This window comes from Blastocatellia bacterium (assembly GCA_016713405.1).
Taxonomy (GTDB): domain Bacteria; phylum Acidobacteriota; class Blastocatellia; order Chloracidobacteriales; family JADJPF01; genus JADJPF01.
The window spans coordinates 471,149-492,326 of sequence record JADJPF010000027.1 but is presented as its reverse complement, the minus strand read 5'-3'; the positions used below and the strand labels follow the sequence as shown (position 1 = coordinate 492,326).

The following is a 21,178-nucleotide window of genomic DNA, read 5'->3' as shown; positions in this document are numbered from 1 at the left end:
TAACCAGACCAGGACATTAAATATTATTACGCATTTGTTATTTAATGTTAAAGGCGGAGTTAAGGGATTATAGTTTCCAATTTACGTATACAGAAAACATGGAAGGCTGGTAGTAATACAGATGTAAGGCTGAGTAGAAATTTAGTATTGCTTAGAACGGTAGTTTTGAAATGAGTTTCGGTCAAAATGAATTATTGTTCAGTCTTACATTTTGCCCACTATCAATTTCTCTGTAATTTTTGTAATTTGTCCCTTCATTATGCAAACAAATTTCTTAGGAGGATTTTAAGAAAAATATTATATGAAAAGATTCGTAACTTTGTGCTTAATTTTGGTGGGCTTTTTTTGTTTTAAATAAGGTAAGAGTAAATCTAAGCGTTCAAGCAATGGCCCAGCAACTAGAATCATGTGTATTTCCCACTTGTCAAGGTTTAATAAGTTGTGGTGGTGGATCTACCTCATAACGTACTCGTGTAGATATCAAAGACCCACTGATCAAGCAGATACAAGCCCAAGAATAGCTGGTATGGGCCCAATCAACAGATAACTTATTATAGAGTTACAGATTCTAATGGAAACTTCAGGGTGCTGAATAGTATACCCCAAAAGGAAATAATGGATCTAGTGGGGTCAAACTAGTAGTAGATGCTAATGATTTTCAGCATCCCACTACAGCAACTTTAACTATAGCTGGGCAAACAGTTTATTTTTCTAATGCAACTCAAACAACTTTTGGTTACTACTGGACACAATATAGTTATATAAACTATACAGAATCTTTCACTTGCCCAGAATCCGCTAGTCTTGACCCTCTACTTACAATGAATGCCTATGATAAGTGTTAGGTTTACACCTTAATTTGTTATAATAACGATTCTTAATTACTGATCAAAAATATTGACTGGTAAATTAACTAGTAATCTCACAGGATTAAATCTATTTGTTTGCCTGAACTTGCTTAAAAAACACAGCACTTTTTACAGTGTTAGCAACAAAATGGTTTTGCCACAGGAGTTAAGAACATAAGTTTTTTGCTACTTTTAATAAAAATCATCTGCTTTAGTACTTGAATTTCGCAATAAAATCGAATTTTGGGAATTATGAGATGACAAAAAGAAGAAGTAAGGTCGTGTTCAAAAAATTGTTTATAAAGAGTGATAAAATACAAAAAAAGAAAAAACAAAAATAAAGGAACAAGAAAATACCAACAATGATGAAATGTCAAGCTGTAATGAAACTCAAGTAATCAAATATTGAATAAATAAGACGTGATTTATTGCAAATAAATTATTGTTAATTATCTACTTTATGTAAATATTATGAATATTTTAGTAGCTTTTTTTGCTGTAAATGGTTTTTCTATTAAAGGAACATTTTGTTTCTAACTTCATCAGCTAAATCAGAAGTTATCAAACCTGTGACTGCTATAAGTTTTATTACTGGAGTTATAATTTTTTTTCTTAAAGCTTTAATAGTAGCAAGTCCATCAGATTAGGCATCATAGAATCCAATCACTACCAAGGATGTTCTATCTTTGTTGATTACTTAAGTAGCAATAGCATCTGTACCGATCATTTGATGTTAATACTTTATATTGATAAATTTCAATATCGTTTAGTAAGTTCACGTAATGTTTCTTCGTCATCACTACTAAAATTGTTTGGCAGCCTTGGCGAGCAGAATATCTTCTTCCAAGTTTAATAATCTTTCAGCAGTAGACTCTTTATAAAAAGGTAAATAAATATTAGAATTCACTACCTATTTCTACTTCGCTATTAACAACAATAAATCCTCCATGTTTTTAAGATTCTCATCACAATGGGAAGTCCCAAGCCTGTTCCTTTTCCAGGATCCTTTAGTAGTAAAAGAGGGGTAAAAATTTTATTTAAATTCTCTGAAGAAATGCCTGTACCAGTATCTGCAATACATACTAAAACATATTCTCCTGAGAAACTATCTACTATCTTTGTTGATAAGATTCATCCACCATATTTCTTACTTGCAACACTTAGTTGACCTCCTCTCAGACATAGCATCACGAGCATTAATACATAAGTTTAGTATAACTTGATGTATTTCTGTATTAATACCAACAACTACACTAAAATTTTCTTCTATATTAATACTAATATCAGTTACCTTGAGGGAAAGTTTCTCTAATCAATAGGTCTATCTCTGAAAATAATTTATTAAAGTCTATTTGTTCTTTTTCTAAGCTGTTTTACGTGTTAGAGACAGCACTTGCTGAACTAAGTTTGAGCCTCGTTTAATAGTATCTTCAATAGTATTTACTATTTTGTGGTCTTTAACATCAGTAAGTTTTCTTTCAGCAACTGAACAAACATTAAAATGGGAGTTAAAATATTGTTTCAGTCATGAGCAATTCCGCTAGCTAATGTGCCTATACTTTCCATTTTTGAGCCTGTGATTAGTTGGGCTTGTAGTGCTTTTACTTCCTTAAATCTAAAATATAAGAAAACCTGTTTCTTGACTATTAGAAAAAAAATATCCCTACAAGTAAAATAGGTATTCGACTACCATCTTTACAAAATACTCTTTTTCAAAAGCAGTATATCGGCCACATTCTTTTAATTCTTTAATAGCAAATTGATCAAGTTCAGCATATTCAGGTGGAGTTAAATCATTCCAACGAAGTTTTCCATCAACAAATCTTGTTGGTTATAACCAACCATTTTCAAAAAGCATCATTAGCTTTAGTTATACATCCATCTAAATTCCAATTAGTTACTCCTAAAATATTAGATTCTACTAAGCTATTTAGCTGTGTTTGGCTTTCTATAAATGATTGTTCTAATAATTTACACTGTGTAATATTTTCTATCAGGTAATTATTAAAAATAATTCTTCTTAAGATAAAATCTTATTCTTTACTTAAAACCAATATTTTTGTTGATGAACAAAAAACATTTTCTATTTCAAAACTCTGTTTTACCACTAAATACTTCTTCAATACCTTGGAAAAATTTTTCTAGTTCCTGTGTATTTTCTTTTATATCATCACAAAGCTGAAAATAATTTGCCCCTACTAAAACTTTACTTAGGAAAAAGATATTTTCTTCTCTAAATTTTTGCCAAATTTTATTTGTAAAAACAACTGTCGCATTTATATCTAAAACAGCAATATAAATGGGTAAAGAGTCAATATTTTAGATATGAACTGTTTAGGCATAAGCAAAATTTTCTCAGCATTTATCATAATTACACCTCAATAAATATCTATTTTTATCAATAGTAACGTTTTAGAGGAAAATGAAAAATAAGTAAACAGAAAAATAAGTAGGTATAACCTCTAAATTAATATATAAGCTTTTAGTTTTCCCCTTCTATTAGCTAAATTTATTTACAAAAGATATAAAACCATCAAAGGCAAATAGTATTTTAATTGATTGCTTCGATCTGTTATTTTTCTAGTATTCTTTTTTATAAGCAAAAATAAAATATCTATGAGATTTTTTTAATGAAGGCTAGGCTATCATTCCTATTAATAATCTTATTTTTTTCTTACTTTATTTTTCCTTTAATAAAAGCCCCTATTTATCTATCAAATAATCAAAATAATTCTACTAGTAATAATTCTAGGATAAGCGTCAAGTAGTGTCTAACTGGCTTAAAGCTAGGTTACAAGCTCAAATTAATGGAAATAGTTCTGAAGCTTGGCAAAGAGAAGTCCCAACAAATTTTGCTAGCTTACAGAATTTTACTAAAGATAAAAATTTGTAATCCCTTCAACATTTTTGCCTAAACTTTCTAAAAGTTTACAAAATTATTTTTATCAACAAGCGATTAATGAGCCTTTCCCTTTAGGCAGTAAGTGATAATTTTCAAATTAATGATCCTGCTTTAGAAACAGGTGCAAGAGTACAAAATAATACTGCAAGTGCTGTTAGTGGTGACAATATAGTAGTTGCTTATAATGATATTGGCACAAGAATTTCTGCTGTAAGTTACTCTAATGATGGTGGGGAGTCTTGGAAAACTACTCATATTCCAGAACTTACGGGTGGCAGAAATTTTGGTAGCGGAGTAGTTGCAGCACAAGGTAAAGTATTTTATTACACTGGTTTAGCAGTAACAGCACAAGGACAGCCAGCAATTATTTTTTCCCGTTCAGATGATGCTGGAAAAACTTGGTCAAGCCCAGGTTTAGTTGCTGCTCCTAGCGGTTCAGCTTTTCAAGATAAACCCTGGATTGCTGTAGACACTAGCAAAACATCAACTCAAGGTAATGTTTATATTGGGTGGACAGATTTTACAGTGGTTGGAGCTAATATTGGCTCACGCATTGTTTGCGCTACTTCTAAAAATGCTGGTGATAGCTTTACTCGCCCTGTAATTTTAACGCCTGCTGATACTTCGTTAAGTGTTCAAGGTGTAACAATTGCTATTGGCCCGGACGGTGATGTCAACTTAGCTTGGGGTGATGATGCTGCCGCAGGAATTATTTTTGCTCGTTCCAATGATGGTGGCTTGACTTTTACACCACCTGTTTTAGCTGCTTCGCTTGAAACTTATGTTTTACTTGGAATTTTTCTTAATAGCCATTTTGATGCTAATGGATTACCAAGTTTAGCTGTTGATTCAAGCACTTCTGCTAATCGTGGAACTCTTTATTTAACTTTTAGTTCACCTTCTCCTAGTAAACAAACTGATCGTTCAGATGTGTTTTTTGTTCGTTCCACTAGTCAAGGTGCAACTTGGAGTCAAGTTGCTAAAGTTAATGATGATAATACTTTAACAGATCAATTTATGCCTTCTATTGCTGTTAGCAATGATGGAACTGTTGGTTTAATGTGGTATGACAGACGAAATGATGAATTATTTAATGGAATGTTAGAAGTTTATGGAACAACTTCTAGTGATGGCGGCTTAAGCTTTAGCCAAAATCAACGCATAAGTAATTCTAGTTGGGCGGTTCTAACTACCCCCTGTAGGGATACGTAGTAACTATCATGGTGATTATAATCAAATGAGTGCGGTTAATGGTGGATTTTTCTTTAATTGGGGTGATGATCGTAGTGGTAAAGACCCTGATGTTTATGGGATAAAAAAACTACTTCCTTTTAATAACAGTAATTTTATTCTTGCTCCAGTTACACCAGCACAAACCATTATTGCAGGCCAAAGAACGCAATTTAGATTAAAAGCCTTAAATGCTTCTAGTTCATTTACTTTATCTGCTCGTTCAGATACAAATTCAATTAGCTTTGAATTTGAAAACCGAAATACTGCCAATGGTCAAATGGTTAATGTCCGTGCAATTACCAATAGTAATACTTCATTAGGTACTCATCCAGTTATTATTACAGCTACAAGCAGTGATGGAGCTATAACAAACACAACTTTAAGGTTAAATGTTATTTCTGATAAAAATAATAGTTTCCCTTTAAATGTTTCTAAGTCTATTAGCCGAAGCATTCAACCTCATACAGTTATAGATAAGCAAGGTGCAATCAATAGTGTTTGGAGTGATGATAGAACTGGAGCTTTAAGAATTTATTATTCACGTTCTACAGACAATGGAATTAGCTTTACTGATCCTGTGGATGTTTCTTTAACTGATAATGCAAACATTAGCCCACAAATTTCTATTGCTCCAGATAATAGCATTCATATTGCTTGGCAAGAATGCCCAGATATAGCCTGTCAAATAAGTTATAGCCGTTCAACAGACCAAGGAAAAAGCTTTTCTGAACCAAAAAATATTTCTCCAGATATAGAATTTTCTGAACTACCTAGCATTATCACTAATCCAAATGGTGAAGTAGTGGTTTTGGGATGCAGCTAAATCTTTGGGTGAAGCAAAATTTGAAATTTTTGCTAGTAAATCTTCTAATAATGGTGAAATTTTTTCATTTCCTAATGCAGTTGTAAGCGATGGTGGAAGAAATCTCTTTACTACAGCAGCAACAAGCGATGGTAAAGGCACTAGTTATTTAGCTTATGAAAGTTGTAGCAGTGGCAATTGTAGAATTGAAATAAAACGTTCTCAAAATGGTTTTGATACATTTGTTGATGGTGCAACGGCTTCAGGAGATTTAAGTTTTGCTATTCGCCCTGCGCTTGCTACTACAGGAAATGGTGTAATCCAAGCAGCAATGACAGTATCTTTACCTGGACAAGGAAATCGTTTTGAGATTTTTGCCTCAACTTCTAATAACAATGGAGATCGCTTTAACACTCCTAAAAATGTCTCACGTACTACAGAAACTTCTAATGATGCTAGTATCTTAACCATTAACCAACAAGTCTATATTGCATGGCGAGATCTTTCTACAGGAGATCCTGATATTTTGCTAGTTAAATCTACTGATCAAGGTAATACTTTTTCACAACCAACAAATATTACAATTAATAACACTATCTCACAGTTACCCACTCTAGTATCTGATTCTAGCAACAGTGTTTATCTAATGTACCAGGATGAAATTGATGGTAATGATGAAATTTATTACTTAAGAGTAGATGGAAACGCTCCTCCAGCAATGATTGATAGCTTTTCACCTGCTAGTGGGGCAATCGGAACAACTCTAACAATAAGAGGTCGTGAGCTAGCACAAACCTCAACTATAACCATTGGAGGAGAACCAGCAAAATTCTTTTTCTCTTCAGCAACAGAAATCGTTGCCATTATTCCAGATAAAGCAAGAAGTGGAATAATTTCTTTAACTACTCCAAATGGTGTAGTTAATAGTAAAGATAACTTCACAGTAACAACTCCTGTTCTTACTTTACTTGCTCCTATAGGAAAAGAAAAATTAAAAGCAGGAAATAGTTTTGTTATTCGCTGGCAAGCAGAAAACTTTGATGTTGCTAGCTTTGATCTGCTTTTATCAATAGATGGTGGAGCATCTTTCCCAATGATAATTACTCAAAATCTGGTTGCAACAGATAGAATGTTTACCTGGGTTGTACCAAAAATAAAAACCAAAACAGCACGAGTTTCATTAGTTGCACGTACGCAAAATGGTTTAACTTTTACAGATAACAGTAAAAATAATTTCAAAATTAAAGCTAAGTAATTTCTATAGACCTAGGAAAAAATATGACACCAGAAGAATTCCGCCAATTTGGTTATAAAATAATTGATTGGATTGCAGATTATCGAGAAAATCTATCTGATAAACGTGTAATGTCAGATGTCCTACCCTCACAAATTAGTAAACAATTACCTTCTAACCCTCCAAATAAAGCAGAAAGCTTTGAACAAATATTATCAGACTTAAATAAAATATTATTACCAGGCATTACCCATTGGAATCATCCTAGTTTTTTTGCTTATTTTCCATCAAATGCTACATTAGTTTCTGTCCTAGGAGAATTACTAAGTGCTGGATTAGGTGTACAAGGAATGAGTTGGCAAACTAGCCCAGCAGCTACAGAGCTAGAAGAAGTAGTAATGAATTGGCTAAGGCAAATGATTGGGCTACCAGAAAGTTTTGTCGGAGTTATTCAAGACACAGCTTCTACAGCTACATTAGTAGCTTTACTTTGTGCGCGTGAAAAAAGTAGTAACCATAGTCAAAACATAGCAGGGCTTCAAGGCGAGGATTCACCTTTAGTTATTTACACCTCTGAACAAAGCCATAGTTCTGTTACTAAAGCAGCACTTCTTGCAGGTTTTGGTAAAAATAACTTACGTTTAATTGATACAGATAAAAACTATTCAATGCAAGTTGAATTATTAGCTAGTGCAATTAAACAAGATTTAGCAAATGGACTTAAGCCTTCTGCTATTATAGCTACAGTAGGAACAACTAACACAACTGCTGTAGATCCAATTAAAGAAATAGCTGAAATAGCTGAAAAATATAATATTTGGCTACATATTGATGCAGCAATGTCAGGCTCAGCAATGATTCTGCCTGAATGCCGCTATATGTGGGACGGCGTAGAAAAGGCAGATTCCATATTATTTAATCCTCATAAATGGTTAGGTGTAGCCTTTGATTGTACAGCTTATTTTGTACGTGACCCACAACATTTAATTCGAGTTATGTCTACTAATCCCACATATTTACAGACTAACGTTGATGGACAAGTAAATAATTTTAGGGATTGGGGCATTCAACTTGGACGACGTTTTCGCGCCCTTAAACTTTGGTTTTTAATTCGTGAGCAAGGTGTGTCGGGCCTACAAGGACGTATCAAACGAGATTTAGATAATGCTAATTGGTTAAAAGAACAAATTGAAACCAATCCCGAATGGGAAATTGTTGCCCCTGTGCTATTTCAAACCCTTTGTATAAGACATATACCTAAGCCTAATATGGATGAGCAAGCAATTGCTACACATAATTTAGCTTGGGTTAAAAGAATCAATGACTCTGGAAAAGCTTATTTAACGCCTTCTATAGTAAAAGGTAAACAAATTGTTCGTATTTCTATTGGTGCTGAAATGACTACTAAAGTAGAAGTTGAAAACTTGTGGTATTTAATACAACAAGTAGTTAAAGAATCTTAAATTTATAAGACTAAGTTCCTCCCTCCAAAACTTAATTTTTACTTACTTTTAGTTAAATTATCTATTAAGTTTTTATTAGGATTTTGTTAGATACATTACATAGACTAAGAGAAAACTCTACTATATAATGTTTTTCCTTTTTAATCCCTTATAATAAATCAATCAGTAAAATCCTAGTAGATAACCTACTGTAACAGGAGGGTGATATGAAAAAATTTTTTACCTCGTTAACCTTAGCTTTAATTTTGGCATTTAGTTCTGGACAACTAGTAAATGTACATGCTCAATCTGGTGCAACTTCAGCAAGTTTGACAGGCAATGTTATAGATGAGCAAGGCATTAATATTGCGGGAGCCATAATAAAAGTTAAAAACTTGCAAACCAATTTTATAAGAGAAATTGCTTCTCAAGAAGATGGTTCTTATTTGCTTACACAATTAAACCCTGGTAGCTATGAAATAATAATAACTGCTGATGGTTTTACCACTCAAACAACTCGCTTAGATTTAATATTAGGCTCTACAGTGCTAGCAAATTTTTCTTTGAAAATAGGTGCTACTTCAGAAATCATTGAAGTAGTTGCTAGTAGTAGTGTTGATGAAGGAAAAACAGAAAGTAGCAGCAATATTGATAGAGGTAATATTGAGTCTTTACCAATTAACCGACGCAATTTCTTAGATTTTTCCTTAACTACACCAAGAGCAGTTACAGATAGAACCCCACAACAAGGAATTACTGTTAGCTCAATGCTAGCTTTTAATGGGCAAAATGCCCGTTTTAACAATATTACTACTGATGGTTTAGATAATAATGAGCCTGTTGGAGGTTCTGTTAGGTCTAATTTTAGCCAAGATGCTGTACAGGAATTTCAAGTTGTTTCAGATAGCTATTCTGCTGAATTTGGCCGTGCTTTAGCAGGAATTGTTAATATTGTTACTCGCGGTGGTGGAAATGAATTACATGGTAATACATTTCTTTTCTTACGCAATGATACCATTGCTGCAAGAGACGCATTTGCTAATATTGAGCCAGAATTTAAGCAATATCAATTTGGCGGGCTTTTAAGCGGCCCAATCAAAAAAGAAAAAGCTTTTTATTTTCTTTCGTTTGAGCGTTTATCAATAAAACAAAATAATATTATTACTATCAGTGATGAATCTGTGGCTGCTGCCAAGCGTCAAGGATTTTTACTTAATAATGGGCCTATTCCATTTTCTCAAGCAACTACTTCTATACTTGCTAGAACTGATTTTAAGTTAAACCCTAATGATACCTTATGGGTGCGCTATAACTTTGGTGGCTCATATAATGGTGCGGCTGAACCTTTTGGAGGTTTAATTGGTGAAACTAATGGTGGAGTGCAAAAAGCTAGAGAAAATGCAATTGCTTTTAATAACACTTATATTAATGCTGGCCTTAATTTAGTAAATGAAACACGTCTACTACTGAGTAATAGAGAATTAGATTTATCTGTAATAGGCGATGATCCACAAGTACAAATATTTGCTCCTGAAGGAAGGATTGTATTAGGCCGAAGTTCTTTCCTACCACAGTTAAGAGATTTAGATACAGGTCAATTTGTTAATAACACGTCTCTTTCACGAGGCCGCCAACAAATAAAATTTGGTATAGACTTAAAATATATCCGTTTTACTGCACCTCTTGACTTTTTTGCTAGAGGTTTATCTGTATTTACCCCATTAGATTTAACTCCATTTACTGGTACTCCTACAGTTTTATCAGGGCTACAAACATTTGACCCAAACACACGCACTCCAGAACAAAGAGCAGCCTTAAGAAACCTTGCTCCCGTCTTAGCCCAAGTTGCACCAGGTTTTCCAGCAAATCTTAATTTAGAAAACTTCTCATTCCCTACTTTTCTTGCACAAGGGTTTTCTGACCGTGCATTAGAAACTGTTGCAGGTCGTTATTACTCCCCATTTATTCAAAACGACATAAAAATAAGCTCTAACTTCACCCTAAAACTAGGCTTACGTTATGACTTAAATCGCATAGATTTTATGCCTAAGAATGATGGAAATTTTAGCCCTAGAGTAGCTTTTGCTTATCAACCAAAAAAATTCCCTAATGCACGTATTCATGGGGGTTATGGCGTTTTTGCTGGAACACCAATTTATGCAATTCCATTTACTTTAGAACTCCTTAAACGTGATCAAATTAAAGTTTTAGTTGTTCCATTTCCTTTTTCAATCTTGCCCTTTTCTTTACCAAAACGAGGGTTTCCTGAATCTCCAGAAATACCTAGCAACGCTACTTTTGTTCCTCAACTTAGCCAAACTCTAGTCTATGACTCCAATGTACGTAATGGTTATACCCAGCAAGTTAATTTTGGCATAGATTATTCAGTAAAAAGCTCTACTATTTCTCTAAGCTATGCTTTTGTTCGCGGCCTTAAATTCTTATCCAACCGAAATATTAATCCTGTTGTTCGTCCAGTGCCAGGAAACCCAGTCGCAGGCTCAATTACAGGCAGAGTTGACCCAACGCGCGGAGATGTTTTTGAGTTTGAATCTGCTTATGATAGTTACTACAATGCTTTTACTGTAACATTTAAGCAAAAAATTGCTAGCAAATTTAATGTTTTAGCTCATTATACTTTTGCTAAGGCAATAGATAATTTTGTTGATTTTCGTATTGATGTAACCCAATTTAATGACACATTAAAACCTGCTTTAGAACGTTCTCTTTCTGTCCAAGATGTTCGTAGTCGTTTTGTTTTCTCTGGAATTTGGGATATTAACTATGGCAGATCTGAACTGCTTAAAAATTTCCGTCTCTCTACAATTATTAATGCTGAATCTGGCCGTCCTTATAATATTTCTGCTGGAGCAGATCTTAATCAATCAGGAGATTTTCCACCTAATGACCGTCCTTTAGGTTTAGGTAGAAATGTTGGCATTACTCCAGGGTTTTTTAGCGTGGATTTTCGTTTAGAACGTAAATTTACTATCAATGAACGCTACCAAGTTCAAGGCTTTTTTGAAGCATTTAACCTCTTTAATCGAGTTAACATTAGTGAAATAAATGGTATTTTCCCACCTGATGCTAATGGTAATTTTAATTTGCCGGCAAAAGATGGAAGCCGTTTTATTGCACCACCTGAGCGGTTTCGTAGTGCATTTTCTCCTCGCCAACTACAAATTGGTTTTAGATTTTCATTCTAAGTTTTATTTACTACTATCAATAGCATTAGGAATTTTTGATGCTATTGATAGTAAAACCCCAGGATCTAAAAATTATTTCTAAACCTCACCAAAAGTCGATACATCTTTCATTCCATTTAAAAGCATCCAAGCTGCGTTAATATAGCGATTTCACCTAGTCTTAAATATTCAATGCTATGTTATAATTGCCGAAATTTTTTAGTCTGCTGGAGGAAAATTTTAATGAAGAAAGTAAAAATATTTGCGCTGCTGGCTTTTGTTTTTATGCTTTCCTTAACACTAATCAGCCCTGTAATGGGACAAAAGAAAAGCACTAAAAAAAGCAGTGGTTCAGCTAATGTAGGTGCAAAAATCTTTAAAACAGAATGTACAACTTGCCATGCTGGTGGCAAAAATGTAGTAGAAGCAGAAAAAACTTTAGAACTAGCAACATTAAAGAAATTTGGATTTAATGGCCCCGAAGATATTAAAAAACGTATTTCTGAAGGTGCTGGTGTTATGCCAGCTTATAAAGATAGTCTAAAGCCTGCTGAGATAGATGCTGTAGCCAATTATGTTTGGGCCCAGGCTCAAAAAGGCTGGAAGTAACGACAACTCAAACTTTTAATAAAACTAAAGTTAGGAATTTATTTTTCTTAACTTTAGTTTTTTAGTTTATTTTCTCTTTATTTCCTCTTCATTCTTCTAATACTTAATTATATTATCTCTTTATTAGTAAACAATCTCTTTAATTAAGAAATTATTCTTCTTACTTTTTATTTTCTATGTTCTGCAAGTAATTACTTTGTCAAAATTTTACTCCTTGTTGCATTTCCATTAATAAAAAAAACAATAATATTATAAGAAGTTCTCATGAGCTAAGTTATATAGTTTTTAAGTATGTACAAACTAATATATTTACTACAAGTATTTATAATACTAAGTTGTAGCACAGTTTTTGCTTCTGACTTAACCAATTACAAAAAAGATGAGCAATATCTTTATCAAAATTGGTTAACTCAAGATGGCTTATCTCAAGATACTGTTAAAGATATTTTACAAACAAAAGACGGTTATTTATGGATTGCTTCTACAAGTGGAATAACTCGATTTGATGGAGTTAAGTTTACTAATTTTAACAGCTATAATGCTTCATTAGTTATTAGTAATAGAATAACTACGCTTTCAGAGGACTTAAAAGGTAATATTTGGGTTGGAACAGAAGACAAAGGAATTTATAAATATCAGCAAGGGGAATTTATTAATTATGCTACTGATGCTGGCCTTCCAAAAGCTCAGATTTTTAATATAGTCCCAACATTAGATGGTGGCATATTAGTAGCAACAGGTGTTGGAATATACACTTACCAAGAGCAGGAAAATAAATTTCTAGTTTATAAAAACACAAATATATTTACTTCTTTACATAAAATAGCTGTTAAACAAGATCAAAAAGAAATTTGGGCTGCTGCTGGTAATAAAATAATTTGTTTTAATGAAAAAAATGCCATTTTTTACAAAATTGCTGAAGAATTAGCTAATGACAAAATAAGAAGAATATATGTAACTCGTAATGGAAATGTGTTGGTAGGTACTGCCCTAGGACTAGCATATTTTGCCCAAGATCAATTTGTTCTATATAAAGATAAAAATGCTCCAAGTACAGAAGTAAGAGCTATTTTTGAAGACAAAAATGGAGTTATTTGGGTAGGAACTGATAAAGTTCATCAATTAAAAAATGGTATTTGGACAGTTTTAGATTATTTTCCAGAAGACACCTTTGAGGTAATAATCCAAGATAGAGAAGAAAATATTTGGATTGGTAGTCGTACTAGTGGACTTTACAAGCTTACAGAAAAAAAGACCCAAGTATTTGGAGAACAAGATTCTTCTTATTCAACAAATGCAGTAACTGAAGACAAATTAGGAAATATTTGGGTTTCGGCTGGTTGTGAAGGAATACTTAAAATTACTAATGGACAAACTACTTTTTATAAAAAAAATGAAGATATTCCTGAGATGTGTGCTTGGGGTATTTTTGCCGATAATGACGGAAAAATTTTTTTGGTAGTTGGTCACAAGGTTTAGCATATCTTAAAGAGGATAAAGTTACTTTACTTAAAAACGAGCAAACTCTTAATAAAGCTATTTTATCTTTTTATAAAAGTAAGAATGGGGAAGTTTGGTGTGGTACTACAAAAGGACTAGGCAAAATCAAAAATGAAGAGCTAACAATAGTTTATACACAAAAAGATGGCCTAGTTAATAACGATGTAAGATTTATTATAGAGGGTCAAGACAATGATTTATGGATTGGGACTAAAGAAGGTTTGAGCCATTTAAAAAATGGAAAATTTGTTAATTACACTAAAGAAAATGGTTTATCAGACAACTTTGTTAGAGCTATTTATCCAGATATTGATGGTAGCGTTTGGATTGGAACTTATGGAGGCGGACTTTGCCGTCTAAAAGAAAACAAATTTAGTGATTTTACAGAAAAAGAAGGACTTCCAAATAATTTTCTTTCCTCAATTATTGTTGATAGAAGACAAAATTTTTGGTTTAGCAGCAATAAAGGTATTTTTAAGATCAAGAAAAAAGACTTAGAAGACTTTGCAGAAAAAAGAATAAGCCAAATCTATGCAGTTATTTACAATATAAAAGATGGAATGAAAAGCAATGAATGTAATGGAGGAACACAACCTGCTGCACATTTAACAAAAGATAATCAAATATGGTTTCCTACAATTAATGGAGTTGTTAAAATTGATGCAGAAAAAATAAATCTGCTTCCTCCACCCGTTTTTATAGAACAACTACTAGTAAATAAAAAAGAATTTCTTCTTTCTAAAGAAAATATAATTGCGCCTGGCAACATAGATTTAGAAATTTCCTACACGGCTTTAAGTTTTGTTAATCCAGAAAAAGTATTTTTTAAGTATAAATTAGAGGGTTATGATAAAAATTGGGTTGAAGTTGGCTCAAGACGAAATGCTTATTACACAAATCTTAGCCCAGGAAATTATATATTTAAGGTGATAGCTTGTAATAATGATGGCATTTGGAATGAAACTGGAACTACATTAAAGTTTTATATTCAACCTAAATTTTACCAAACAAAACCTTTTTATTTATTTTGTGTTGTTTCTATTGGTTTATTAGGTTTTGTTTTTTACAAAGGCCGGGTTAAACATTTAATTTATCAAACTAAAAAACTAGAAAAAGCTGTCTCAGAAAGAACATTAGAACTTAATCAACATAAAAATACATTACTTTTACTTAATCAAGATTTAGAAAAAGTTAATGAAAATCTACTATCTGTTCTCAATAATTTAAGTGTAGGTGTTTTAGTAATTGATGAAAAAAATCTTATAGAGTTTTTTAATGAAACGGCAGAACAAATTTTTAATCTTGAAAAACAATCTGTCTTACATAAAAATTATCTAGAAATATTACCATTAAATAAATCAGATAAAATAAAGTTACAATATTTAATAGCAAATCCAGAAAATAAAGAAAAAGTGACAATGAAATTAAATCTGGAGAAAGAAAAAGAATGTTGGGCAGAAGTAGAAGTACAAACCGACCCTAGTAGGAAAAGCAGAAAATTAATCTTCTTTTATGATGTTTCAGAAATATATGATTTGCGCTCTTTAATAAAAGAGCCAACTTTATTTCAAGGAATTGTTGGAGAAAGTTCTAGCATACGTGTTGTTTGTAAACAGATTCAAAATCTAGCTAAAGTAGATAGTACAGTCTTAATTTTAGGCCAAACAGGAACAGGTAAAGAACTTGTGGCTCGTGCAATACATAACCTAAGCGAACGCAAGAAAAAACCTTTTATTGCTGTTAATACTGCTGGACTAACAGAATCAGTTTTAACTAGCCAGCTTTTTGGGCATAAACGAGGCTCTTTTACTGGTGCTGTAGCTGATCAAATAGGCTTCTTTGAAGCTGCTGAAGGTGGAACATTATTTCTTGATGAAATAGGTGATATTCCCCTAAATATGCAAGCTACACTTCTAAGAGTTTTACAGGAAAAAGAAATAATCCGATTAGGAGAAACAAAACCACGAAAAATAGATGTAAGAATAATTACTGCTACACACCAAAATTTATATAAAGCTGTAGAAGCAAAAACATTTCGTCAAGACCTATTTTATCGTATAAGTGTTGCAAATATTAATCTTCCAGCATTACAGGAACGACAAGAGGATATTCCTCTACTAGTAGCATATTTTTTAGAAATGGCAGTTTCTACATCTAAAACTCCTGCTAAAAAAATTAATTCTGATGCTATGGAACTACTTATAGAATATAACTGGCCCGGAAATGTTCGTGAGCTAAAAAATGCAATAGATTTTGCTGTTATACATTCTACAAATGAAATTATTCAAATTGATGATCTTCCTCCTTCATTAACTAAAATGGAAATCTTATTAACTGAAAAAAACCTTACCTCTTATATACAAAAAAATAAGGAAAAAGCTAATTTCTCAGAAAAGAAGCGCATTTTAGAAGCATTAGCCCAAGCTAATGGTAATCGTGCTGCTGCTGCAAGAATTTTAGGAATAGCTAGAAGCACTTTGTATAGACATCTAAAGGAATTAGACCTAGATAGCTAACTTTAAGTCTATATTCATAAAAACTAACTAGAATATAAATTAAATAAAGAGATATTTATATCTTTTTATTTTCTAAGCTTATTGAAAAGTTTTTGTTCTTACTTGCCAAACAATTAAAAAACAAAAAATTGCAAATACAGCCAGTAAAATAAAACCACCTGTAAAAGAATCTGTAGTTTGTTTAATAGTCCCTAAAAGAAGAGGTGGAAAAAATCCTCCTAACCCGCCTGCTGCACCAACTAAACCTGTAACACTACCTACAGATTTAGGAAAGTATTCTGGCACTAATTGAAAAACGGCTCCATTGCCTAAACCAATTGCGGCTGCCATTCCTAATGCACCTATAGTAAAAGTAATTATTGAAGGTATAGACATTAATAAAGCCATCACAGTTATAAATGGAAAAACTCCACATAAAATAGTTCTACCTCCTACACGATCAGCTAAAGCACCTCCTACAGGACGCATTGCAGTAGCTAGCAAAACAAAACCTGCTGTTCTTAGTCCTGCATCTTGAACACTTAGCTTAAAGAGTTCTGTTAGAAATGTTGGTAGATAGACACTCATCGCCACAAAACCACCAAAAGTTAAAAAGTAATACAAACTTAACTTCCAACTTTGCTTATCTTTTAGAGGTTCAATAACTTGTTTAAGTGTTTTAGGGGCTGTAGTTTTAGGAGCATTACGAGCAGCTAAAATAAAAACAATCAACCAAGCCAAAGTTAAAACAGCAAATACCCAAAACCCCCAACGATAGCCAAACATTCCTGCAATTATAGGCGCGCCAAAAGCCGCTAAGGATTGCCCTGCGTTACCTGCTCCATAAACACCTAATGCCATACCTTGGCGTTCGGCTGAATACCAACCACTAACAAAACCTACCCCAACCGAAAAACTAGCTAGCGCAATTCCAATAAAAAGGCTACAAACAAGTAGTTGTGTGTAAGAACCAACAAAACCCATTAAAAAAGCTGGAATTATAGATAAAAACATTATTATTGAAAAAATTAATCTACCACCATAACGATCAGTTAAAATGCCTAATGGAATACGTCCTAAACTACCTAAAAGTACAGGAAAAGCTAATGCAATGCTTACTTGTATAGGATCAAGTCCTAATTGCTTACGTAAAATAGGCATCATTGCTGAAACAGAGCCAAAAATTGAAAAACAAACTGCAAATGCACCTGTAGCTAGTATTAATTGTAAAGTATTAGTTTTTGAAGCATCAGGGCTTTGATTTGTCATAAATTCTCCTTTAACTTATTTTTTATTTAAGTTTATTTACCTGTATGCTCTAAAGAGTAAAGATTCCAAATCAACCCCACATTTAATAGAAAGCAAAAAAGGCTAGCCCCTGCTGCTTTCCAAATAACTGAAGTATCTCCGCCTAAATAAGCATTCATTGTTGCAGTTAACAGCCAAAGCTGTAATATCACTATTATCAACACTATACAAAGGATTCCATAAACAATAGTAAGTTTATTTTCAGGTTCAGACTGTTTTTTCATATAACTTGTTCCTCAACACCAATGGCATAAATTTGGCCTTCACGAATTTCTAGTTGAATACGTGGTAATGGTCGGCGAGGTGGGCCAGCCATTGGACGACCTGTTTTAAGATCAAAAAGCCCTTGATGGCACGGACATCTTAAACAATCTGCTTTAGGGTCTGGAATTACTGGGCAAGAAAGATGTGTACAAGCTTGGTTATAAGCAACAAAATTTTGCTCATCTAACCTTACCAACACACATTTATCTTCTGGGAGAGGATAAGAGAATACTTTACTTTCTCCTACCTTAATTTCATTTACTTTAGTAACTTGCTTGATTAATGGGAGTTTTTGTTTTTGAAACAAGCTTTTTATTCCAATCCAAAATTGACCTGCAACAAAAGCAAAGCTAGTAAGTGTTAAAAACTTTGTAAAATCACGTCTTGCTACATAGTTATCTTGTTCCCAGTCAATAGGAAAATCTCTTCGCCAAGCGGGTTGTTCAGCTTCTCCGTTTGGAGCAACAGTTTTATTTTCTTTAGTCTCTTTCATAACTCCCCCTAAAAATTATTTATTAAATCCTCTAGTGAAAAGCTTTTATCAATGGGTTGGTCTTCTAGTGCAGCAGTTACATCAATATGGTTTTCTTGGGTATCTTTAGGTAGCATCATTTTTACTTTAGTAGTAATTGTATGAAGCCCAAATTGGAATTGATTTACAGGACGAGAACGAGGACGAAGTTTTTCAATTTCTTCTCTTGTTCCAAAAAACAAAGCTTGACTAGGGCAAACTGTAGCGCACATTGGGCGTTTCCCTACTGAAGTACGGTCATAACACATATCACACTTCATCATTATTTCTAGTTCAGGCTTTAACTCAGGAACTCCAAAAGGACAGGCTATTACACAATTACCGCAAGCAATACAACGAGCTTTTCGGGCAGTGTGAACAACACCATCTTCTGATTTTTTGATTGCATCCGCAGGGCAAACTTCTGCGCAAGTAGGCGATTGACAGTGCATACAAACAACTGGAAAGGTTTGAACAGAAAAAGATCTGTTTGCATATTCCAGATGAATCATTGAATGCCCTTTGTGCGTGTCACATTCGCTACAAGCTTGAACACAGGATTGACAACCAATACAGCGATTTGGATCAATAAAAAATTCCATATAATTAGCCAGTGACATAACTGCTGCCCCCTATTTTATTGTGTTTTTTTGATACGAACGGCACAAACCTTATATTCAGGAATTTTTGAAATAGGATCTTGTGCAGCAATTGTTAGTAAATTGGCACTTTTTTGGCCCGGCCAATGGTATGCAATAAAAATTGTATCTGGTCGAATCGTAGTAATAACATGAGCTTTTAATGTACAACTACCCCGCCTTGACTCAACTGTAATTAACTCACCGTCTTTTATATTTAGTTTTTCTGCTAGAACTTTATGAATTTCTACTTGTGGTTCTGGATATTGATTAACTAGTGGGCCAATACGCCTAGTTTGTGTGCCAGAAAGAAACTGACTTACTACACGTCCTGTAGTAAGAATAATTGGGTATTCTTGATCTATATCTTCCATTGGTGGACGATATTTAGAAACATTAAACCTAGCTTTACCATCAGGAAAGTAAAATGGCCCAGCACCTTTAGCAACAGGGTTATAAGAGCCTGTTTCAAAAAGTCTTAGCGTGCCTAAATGTTCAGGGCTAGGACAGGGCCAAAACACACCATTTTGTGCTTCAATTTTTTCATAAGTAATACCTGAATAATCAGCCACCCCACCTTTTGAAGCTAGTTTTAGCTCCTCAAAAATTTCTTTTGGACTATTAAAGGTAAATCCCTTTTCTCTACCTAATTCTTTAGCGATATCTTGAATAATTTTCCAGTCCTGGCGAGCCTCTCCCGGAGGTTCAACAGCTTTGTTAATTTTAATTACTCTGCCTTCAATTTGTGTTACAACTCCTTCATCTTCTTCATGTAAAGAGCCTGGCAGCACAATATCGGCGTGATGTGCTGATTCATTTAGAAAAAAATCTATCACAACATAAAACTCAAGCTTTTCTAATGCACGTGTAACAAAATTACTATCAGGCAGTGAAACTTTAGGATTAAAACATAAGGAAAGTAGACCTTTTATTTCTCCTCGGTCAATCTTACGGATAAGCTCATAAGCATCTACACCAGCCATAGGAATTTCATCTGGTTTAACGTCCCAAACTTTAGCTATATATTCGCGGTGTTCTGGGTTGCTTATATCTCTTGCACCTGGTAATTGATCGCATTTTTGACCATGCTCACGTCCACCTTGACCATTACCTTGACCAGTTATTGTTGCATAACCACAGTTTTTACGCCCAATCCGACCAGAAGCTAAAACAATTTGTATTGCTCCTAAAACATTTTCTACCCCATGACTATGGTGTTCAATACCACGAGCATGTAAAAGAAAACTGCTTTTAGCTTTTCCCCAACCTTCAGCAGCTTGATACATTATTTTTTCTGCAACTCCTGTTATTTCAGCAGTTTTCTTTGGTGTCCACTCTTTAACATGTTTGGCGACTTCCTCAAACCCTACAGTATTATTCTTAATAAATTCATGGTCTAACCAATCTTTTTCTATCATTAAGTGAAGAATACCGTTAAAAAGAGCTATATCACGACCTGGTTTTATGGGGATAAAAATATCTGCTGTTCGAGCAATAGGAGTAATACGAGGGTCAACTACAATGATTTTTGCTCCATGTTCCCGAGCTTGCCAAACATAATTTGTAGTAATTGGAGCGCATTCAGCAACATTTGCTCCACTAATCCAAACTACTTCTGTGCCAATAATATCTGACCAAGGATTAGCCGCACGATCTATGCCAAAAGCTTTTTTATTAGCGGCTCCAGCACTAACCATACAAAGCCGACCATTATAATCAATGTATGGTGTTTTTAAGCAGGTTCGAGCAAATTTACCCATTAAATAAGCCTTTTCTGTAGTAAGACTTGCCCCACTAAGAACGCCAAAAGCATCTTTCCCATATTGTGATTGAATACGATTAATTTCTTGGGCTACAATTTTGATTGCTTCATTGTAACTAATTGATTCAAAACCACTTGGACTATTGCTACGACGATAAGCTGTTAACAAACGGTCAGGATGTGCGCCTTGTAAATAACGCTTAACCCCCTTTGGGCAAAGCATTCCATGGTTAAATGGAAAATCTTCTCTAGGTTCAAAGCCAATTACCACATTATCTTTTACCTTAAGTTGTATGCCGCATTGTTGACCACAAAAACAACAGTGAGTTTTAACTAAACAATCAGGTTCAATTGCTGTTGCTAATTGTTGACCTCGATTAAATGCTAGATTTGGGCCAAATTGTTCAACTAATTTTGTTGGATCACCTAGTATTGTTGCCATAAG

At 33.6% G+C, this 21,178-nt stretch carries 14 protein-coding genes; 8 read left to right on the top strand and 6 right to left on the bottom strand.

The window, feature by feature from the left end; genetic code table 11:
* Window positions 1–1,775 precede the first annotated feature (1,775 nt).
* The gene (locus IPK14_27885; GenBank protein ID MBK7997054.1) at window positions 1,776–1,979 is read right to left on the bottom strand and encodes a hypothetical protein; all 204 of its coding nucleotides are present in this window, start codon (window positions 1,977–1,979) and stop codon (window positions 1,776–1,778) included.
* 2,296 nt (window positions 1,980–4,275) lie between these two features.
* Here IPK14_27885 and IPK14_27880 point away from each other — a divergent pair.
* From IPK14_27880 to IPK14_27845, 8 genes are all read left to right on the top strand, one after another.
* Window positions 4,276–4,962, top strand: coding sequence for an exo-alpha-sialidase (locus IPK14_27880; protein ID MBK7997053.1), 687 nt, complete (start codon window positions 4,276–4,278; stop codon window positions 4,960–4,962).
* Window positions 4,963–4,987: 25 nt separating this feature from the next.
* The gene (locus IPK14_27875; GenBank protein ID MBK7997052.1) at window positions 4,988–5,806 is read left to right on the top strand and encodes a hypothetical protein; all 819 of its coding nucleotides are present in this window, start codon (window positions 4,988–4,990) and stop codon (window positions 5,804–5,806) included.
* A 4-nt stretch (window positions 5,807–5,810) separates the two neighbouring features.
* A complete protein-coding gene (locus IPK14_27870) occupies window positions 5,811–7,040 on the top strand; it encodes an IPT/TIG domain-containing protein (GenBank protein ID MBK7997051.1) in 1,230 nt (409 codons plus the stop codon).
* A gap of 23 nt (window positions 7,041–7,063) precedes the next feature.
* Window positions 7,064–8,482, top strand: a complete 1,419-nt coding sequence (locus IPK14_27865; GenBank protein MBK7997050.1) for an aminotransferase class V-fold PLP-dependent enzyme — start codon at window positions 7,064–7,066, stop codon at window positions 8,480–8,482.
* A gap of 206 nt (window positions 8,483–8,688) precedes the next feature.
* On the top strand, window positions 8,689–11,667 hold the full coding sequence (locus tag IPK14_27860) for a carboxypeptidase regulatory-like domain-containing protein (GenBank protein MBK7997049.1): 2,979 nt from the start codon (window positions 8,689–8,691) through the stop codon (window positions 11,665–11,667).
* A gap of 222 nt (window positions 11,668–11,889) precedes the next feature.
* Entirely contained in the window at window positions 11,890–12,255 is a 366-nt protein-coding gene (locus IPK14_27855; protein MBK7997048.1) for a c-type cytochrome, read from the top strand.
* 291 nt (window positions 12,256–12,546) lie between these two features.
* Window positions 12,547–13,734, top strand: coding sequence for a hypothetical protein (locus tag IPK14_27850; protein MBK7997047.1), 1,188 nt, complete (start codon window positions 12,547–12,549; stop codon window positions 13,732–13,734).
* Between the two features lie 242 nt (window positions 13,735–13,976).
* On the top strand, window positions 13,977–16,271 hold the full coding sequence (locus IPK14_27845; GenBank protein ID MBK7997046.1) for a sigma 54-interacting transcriptional regulator: 2,295 nt from the start codon (window positions 13,977–13,979) through the stop codon (window positions 16,269–16,271).
* Between the two features lie 78 nt (window positions 16,272–16,349).
* Here the strand turns inward: IPK14_27845 and IPK14_27840 are convergent, their stop codons facing one another.
* Genes IPK14_27840 through IPK14_27820 form a run of 5 tightly spaced genes read right to left on the bottom strand, consistent with a single transcriptional unit; the run spans window position 16,350 to window position 21,175 of the window.
* Window positions 16,350–17,519 carry a NarK/NasA family nitrate transporter gene (locus tag IPK14_27840; protein ID MBK7997045.1) on the bottom strand — a complete coding sequence of 390 codons (1,170 nt, stop codon included), beginning with the start codon at window positions 17,517–17,519 and terminating at the stop codon, window positions 16,350–16,352.
* Between the two features lie 32 nt (window positions 17,520–17,551).
* The gene (locus tag IPK14_27835) at window positions 17,552–17,782 is read right to left on the bottom strand and encodes a hypothetical protein (GenBank protein MBK7997044.1); all 231 of its coding nucleotides are present in this window, start codon (window positions 17,780–17,782) and stop codon (window positions 17,552–17,554) included.
* Window positions 17,779–18,315: a ubiquinol-cytochrome c reductase iron-sulfur subunit gene (locus IPK14_27830; GenBank protein ID MBK7997043.1), complete on the bottom strand. Its 537-nt coding sequence runs from the start codon at window positions 18,313–18,315 to the stop codon at window positions 17,779–17,781. Before IPK14_27830 ends, IPK14_27835 begins: the two co-directional genes overlap by 4 nt.
* A gap of 8 nt (window positions 18,316–18,323) precedes the next feature.
* Window positions 18,324–18,953 (bottom strand): 4Fe-4S binding protein, encoded by a 630-nt coding sequence (locus IPK14_27825; protein MBK7997042.1) that lies wholly within the window; start codon window positions 18,951–18,953, stop codon window positions 18,324–18,326.
* Window positions 18,954–18,970: 17 nt separating this feature from the next.
* Window positions 18,971–21,175: a molybdopterin oxidoreductase family protein gene (locus IPK14_27820; protein ID MBK7997041.1), complete on the bottom strand. Its 2,205-nt coding sequence runs from the start codon at window positions 21,173–21,175 to the stop codon at window positions 18,971–18,973.
* Window positions 21,176–21,178 lie beyond the last annotated feature (3 nt).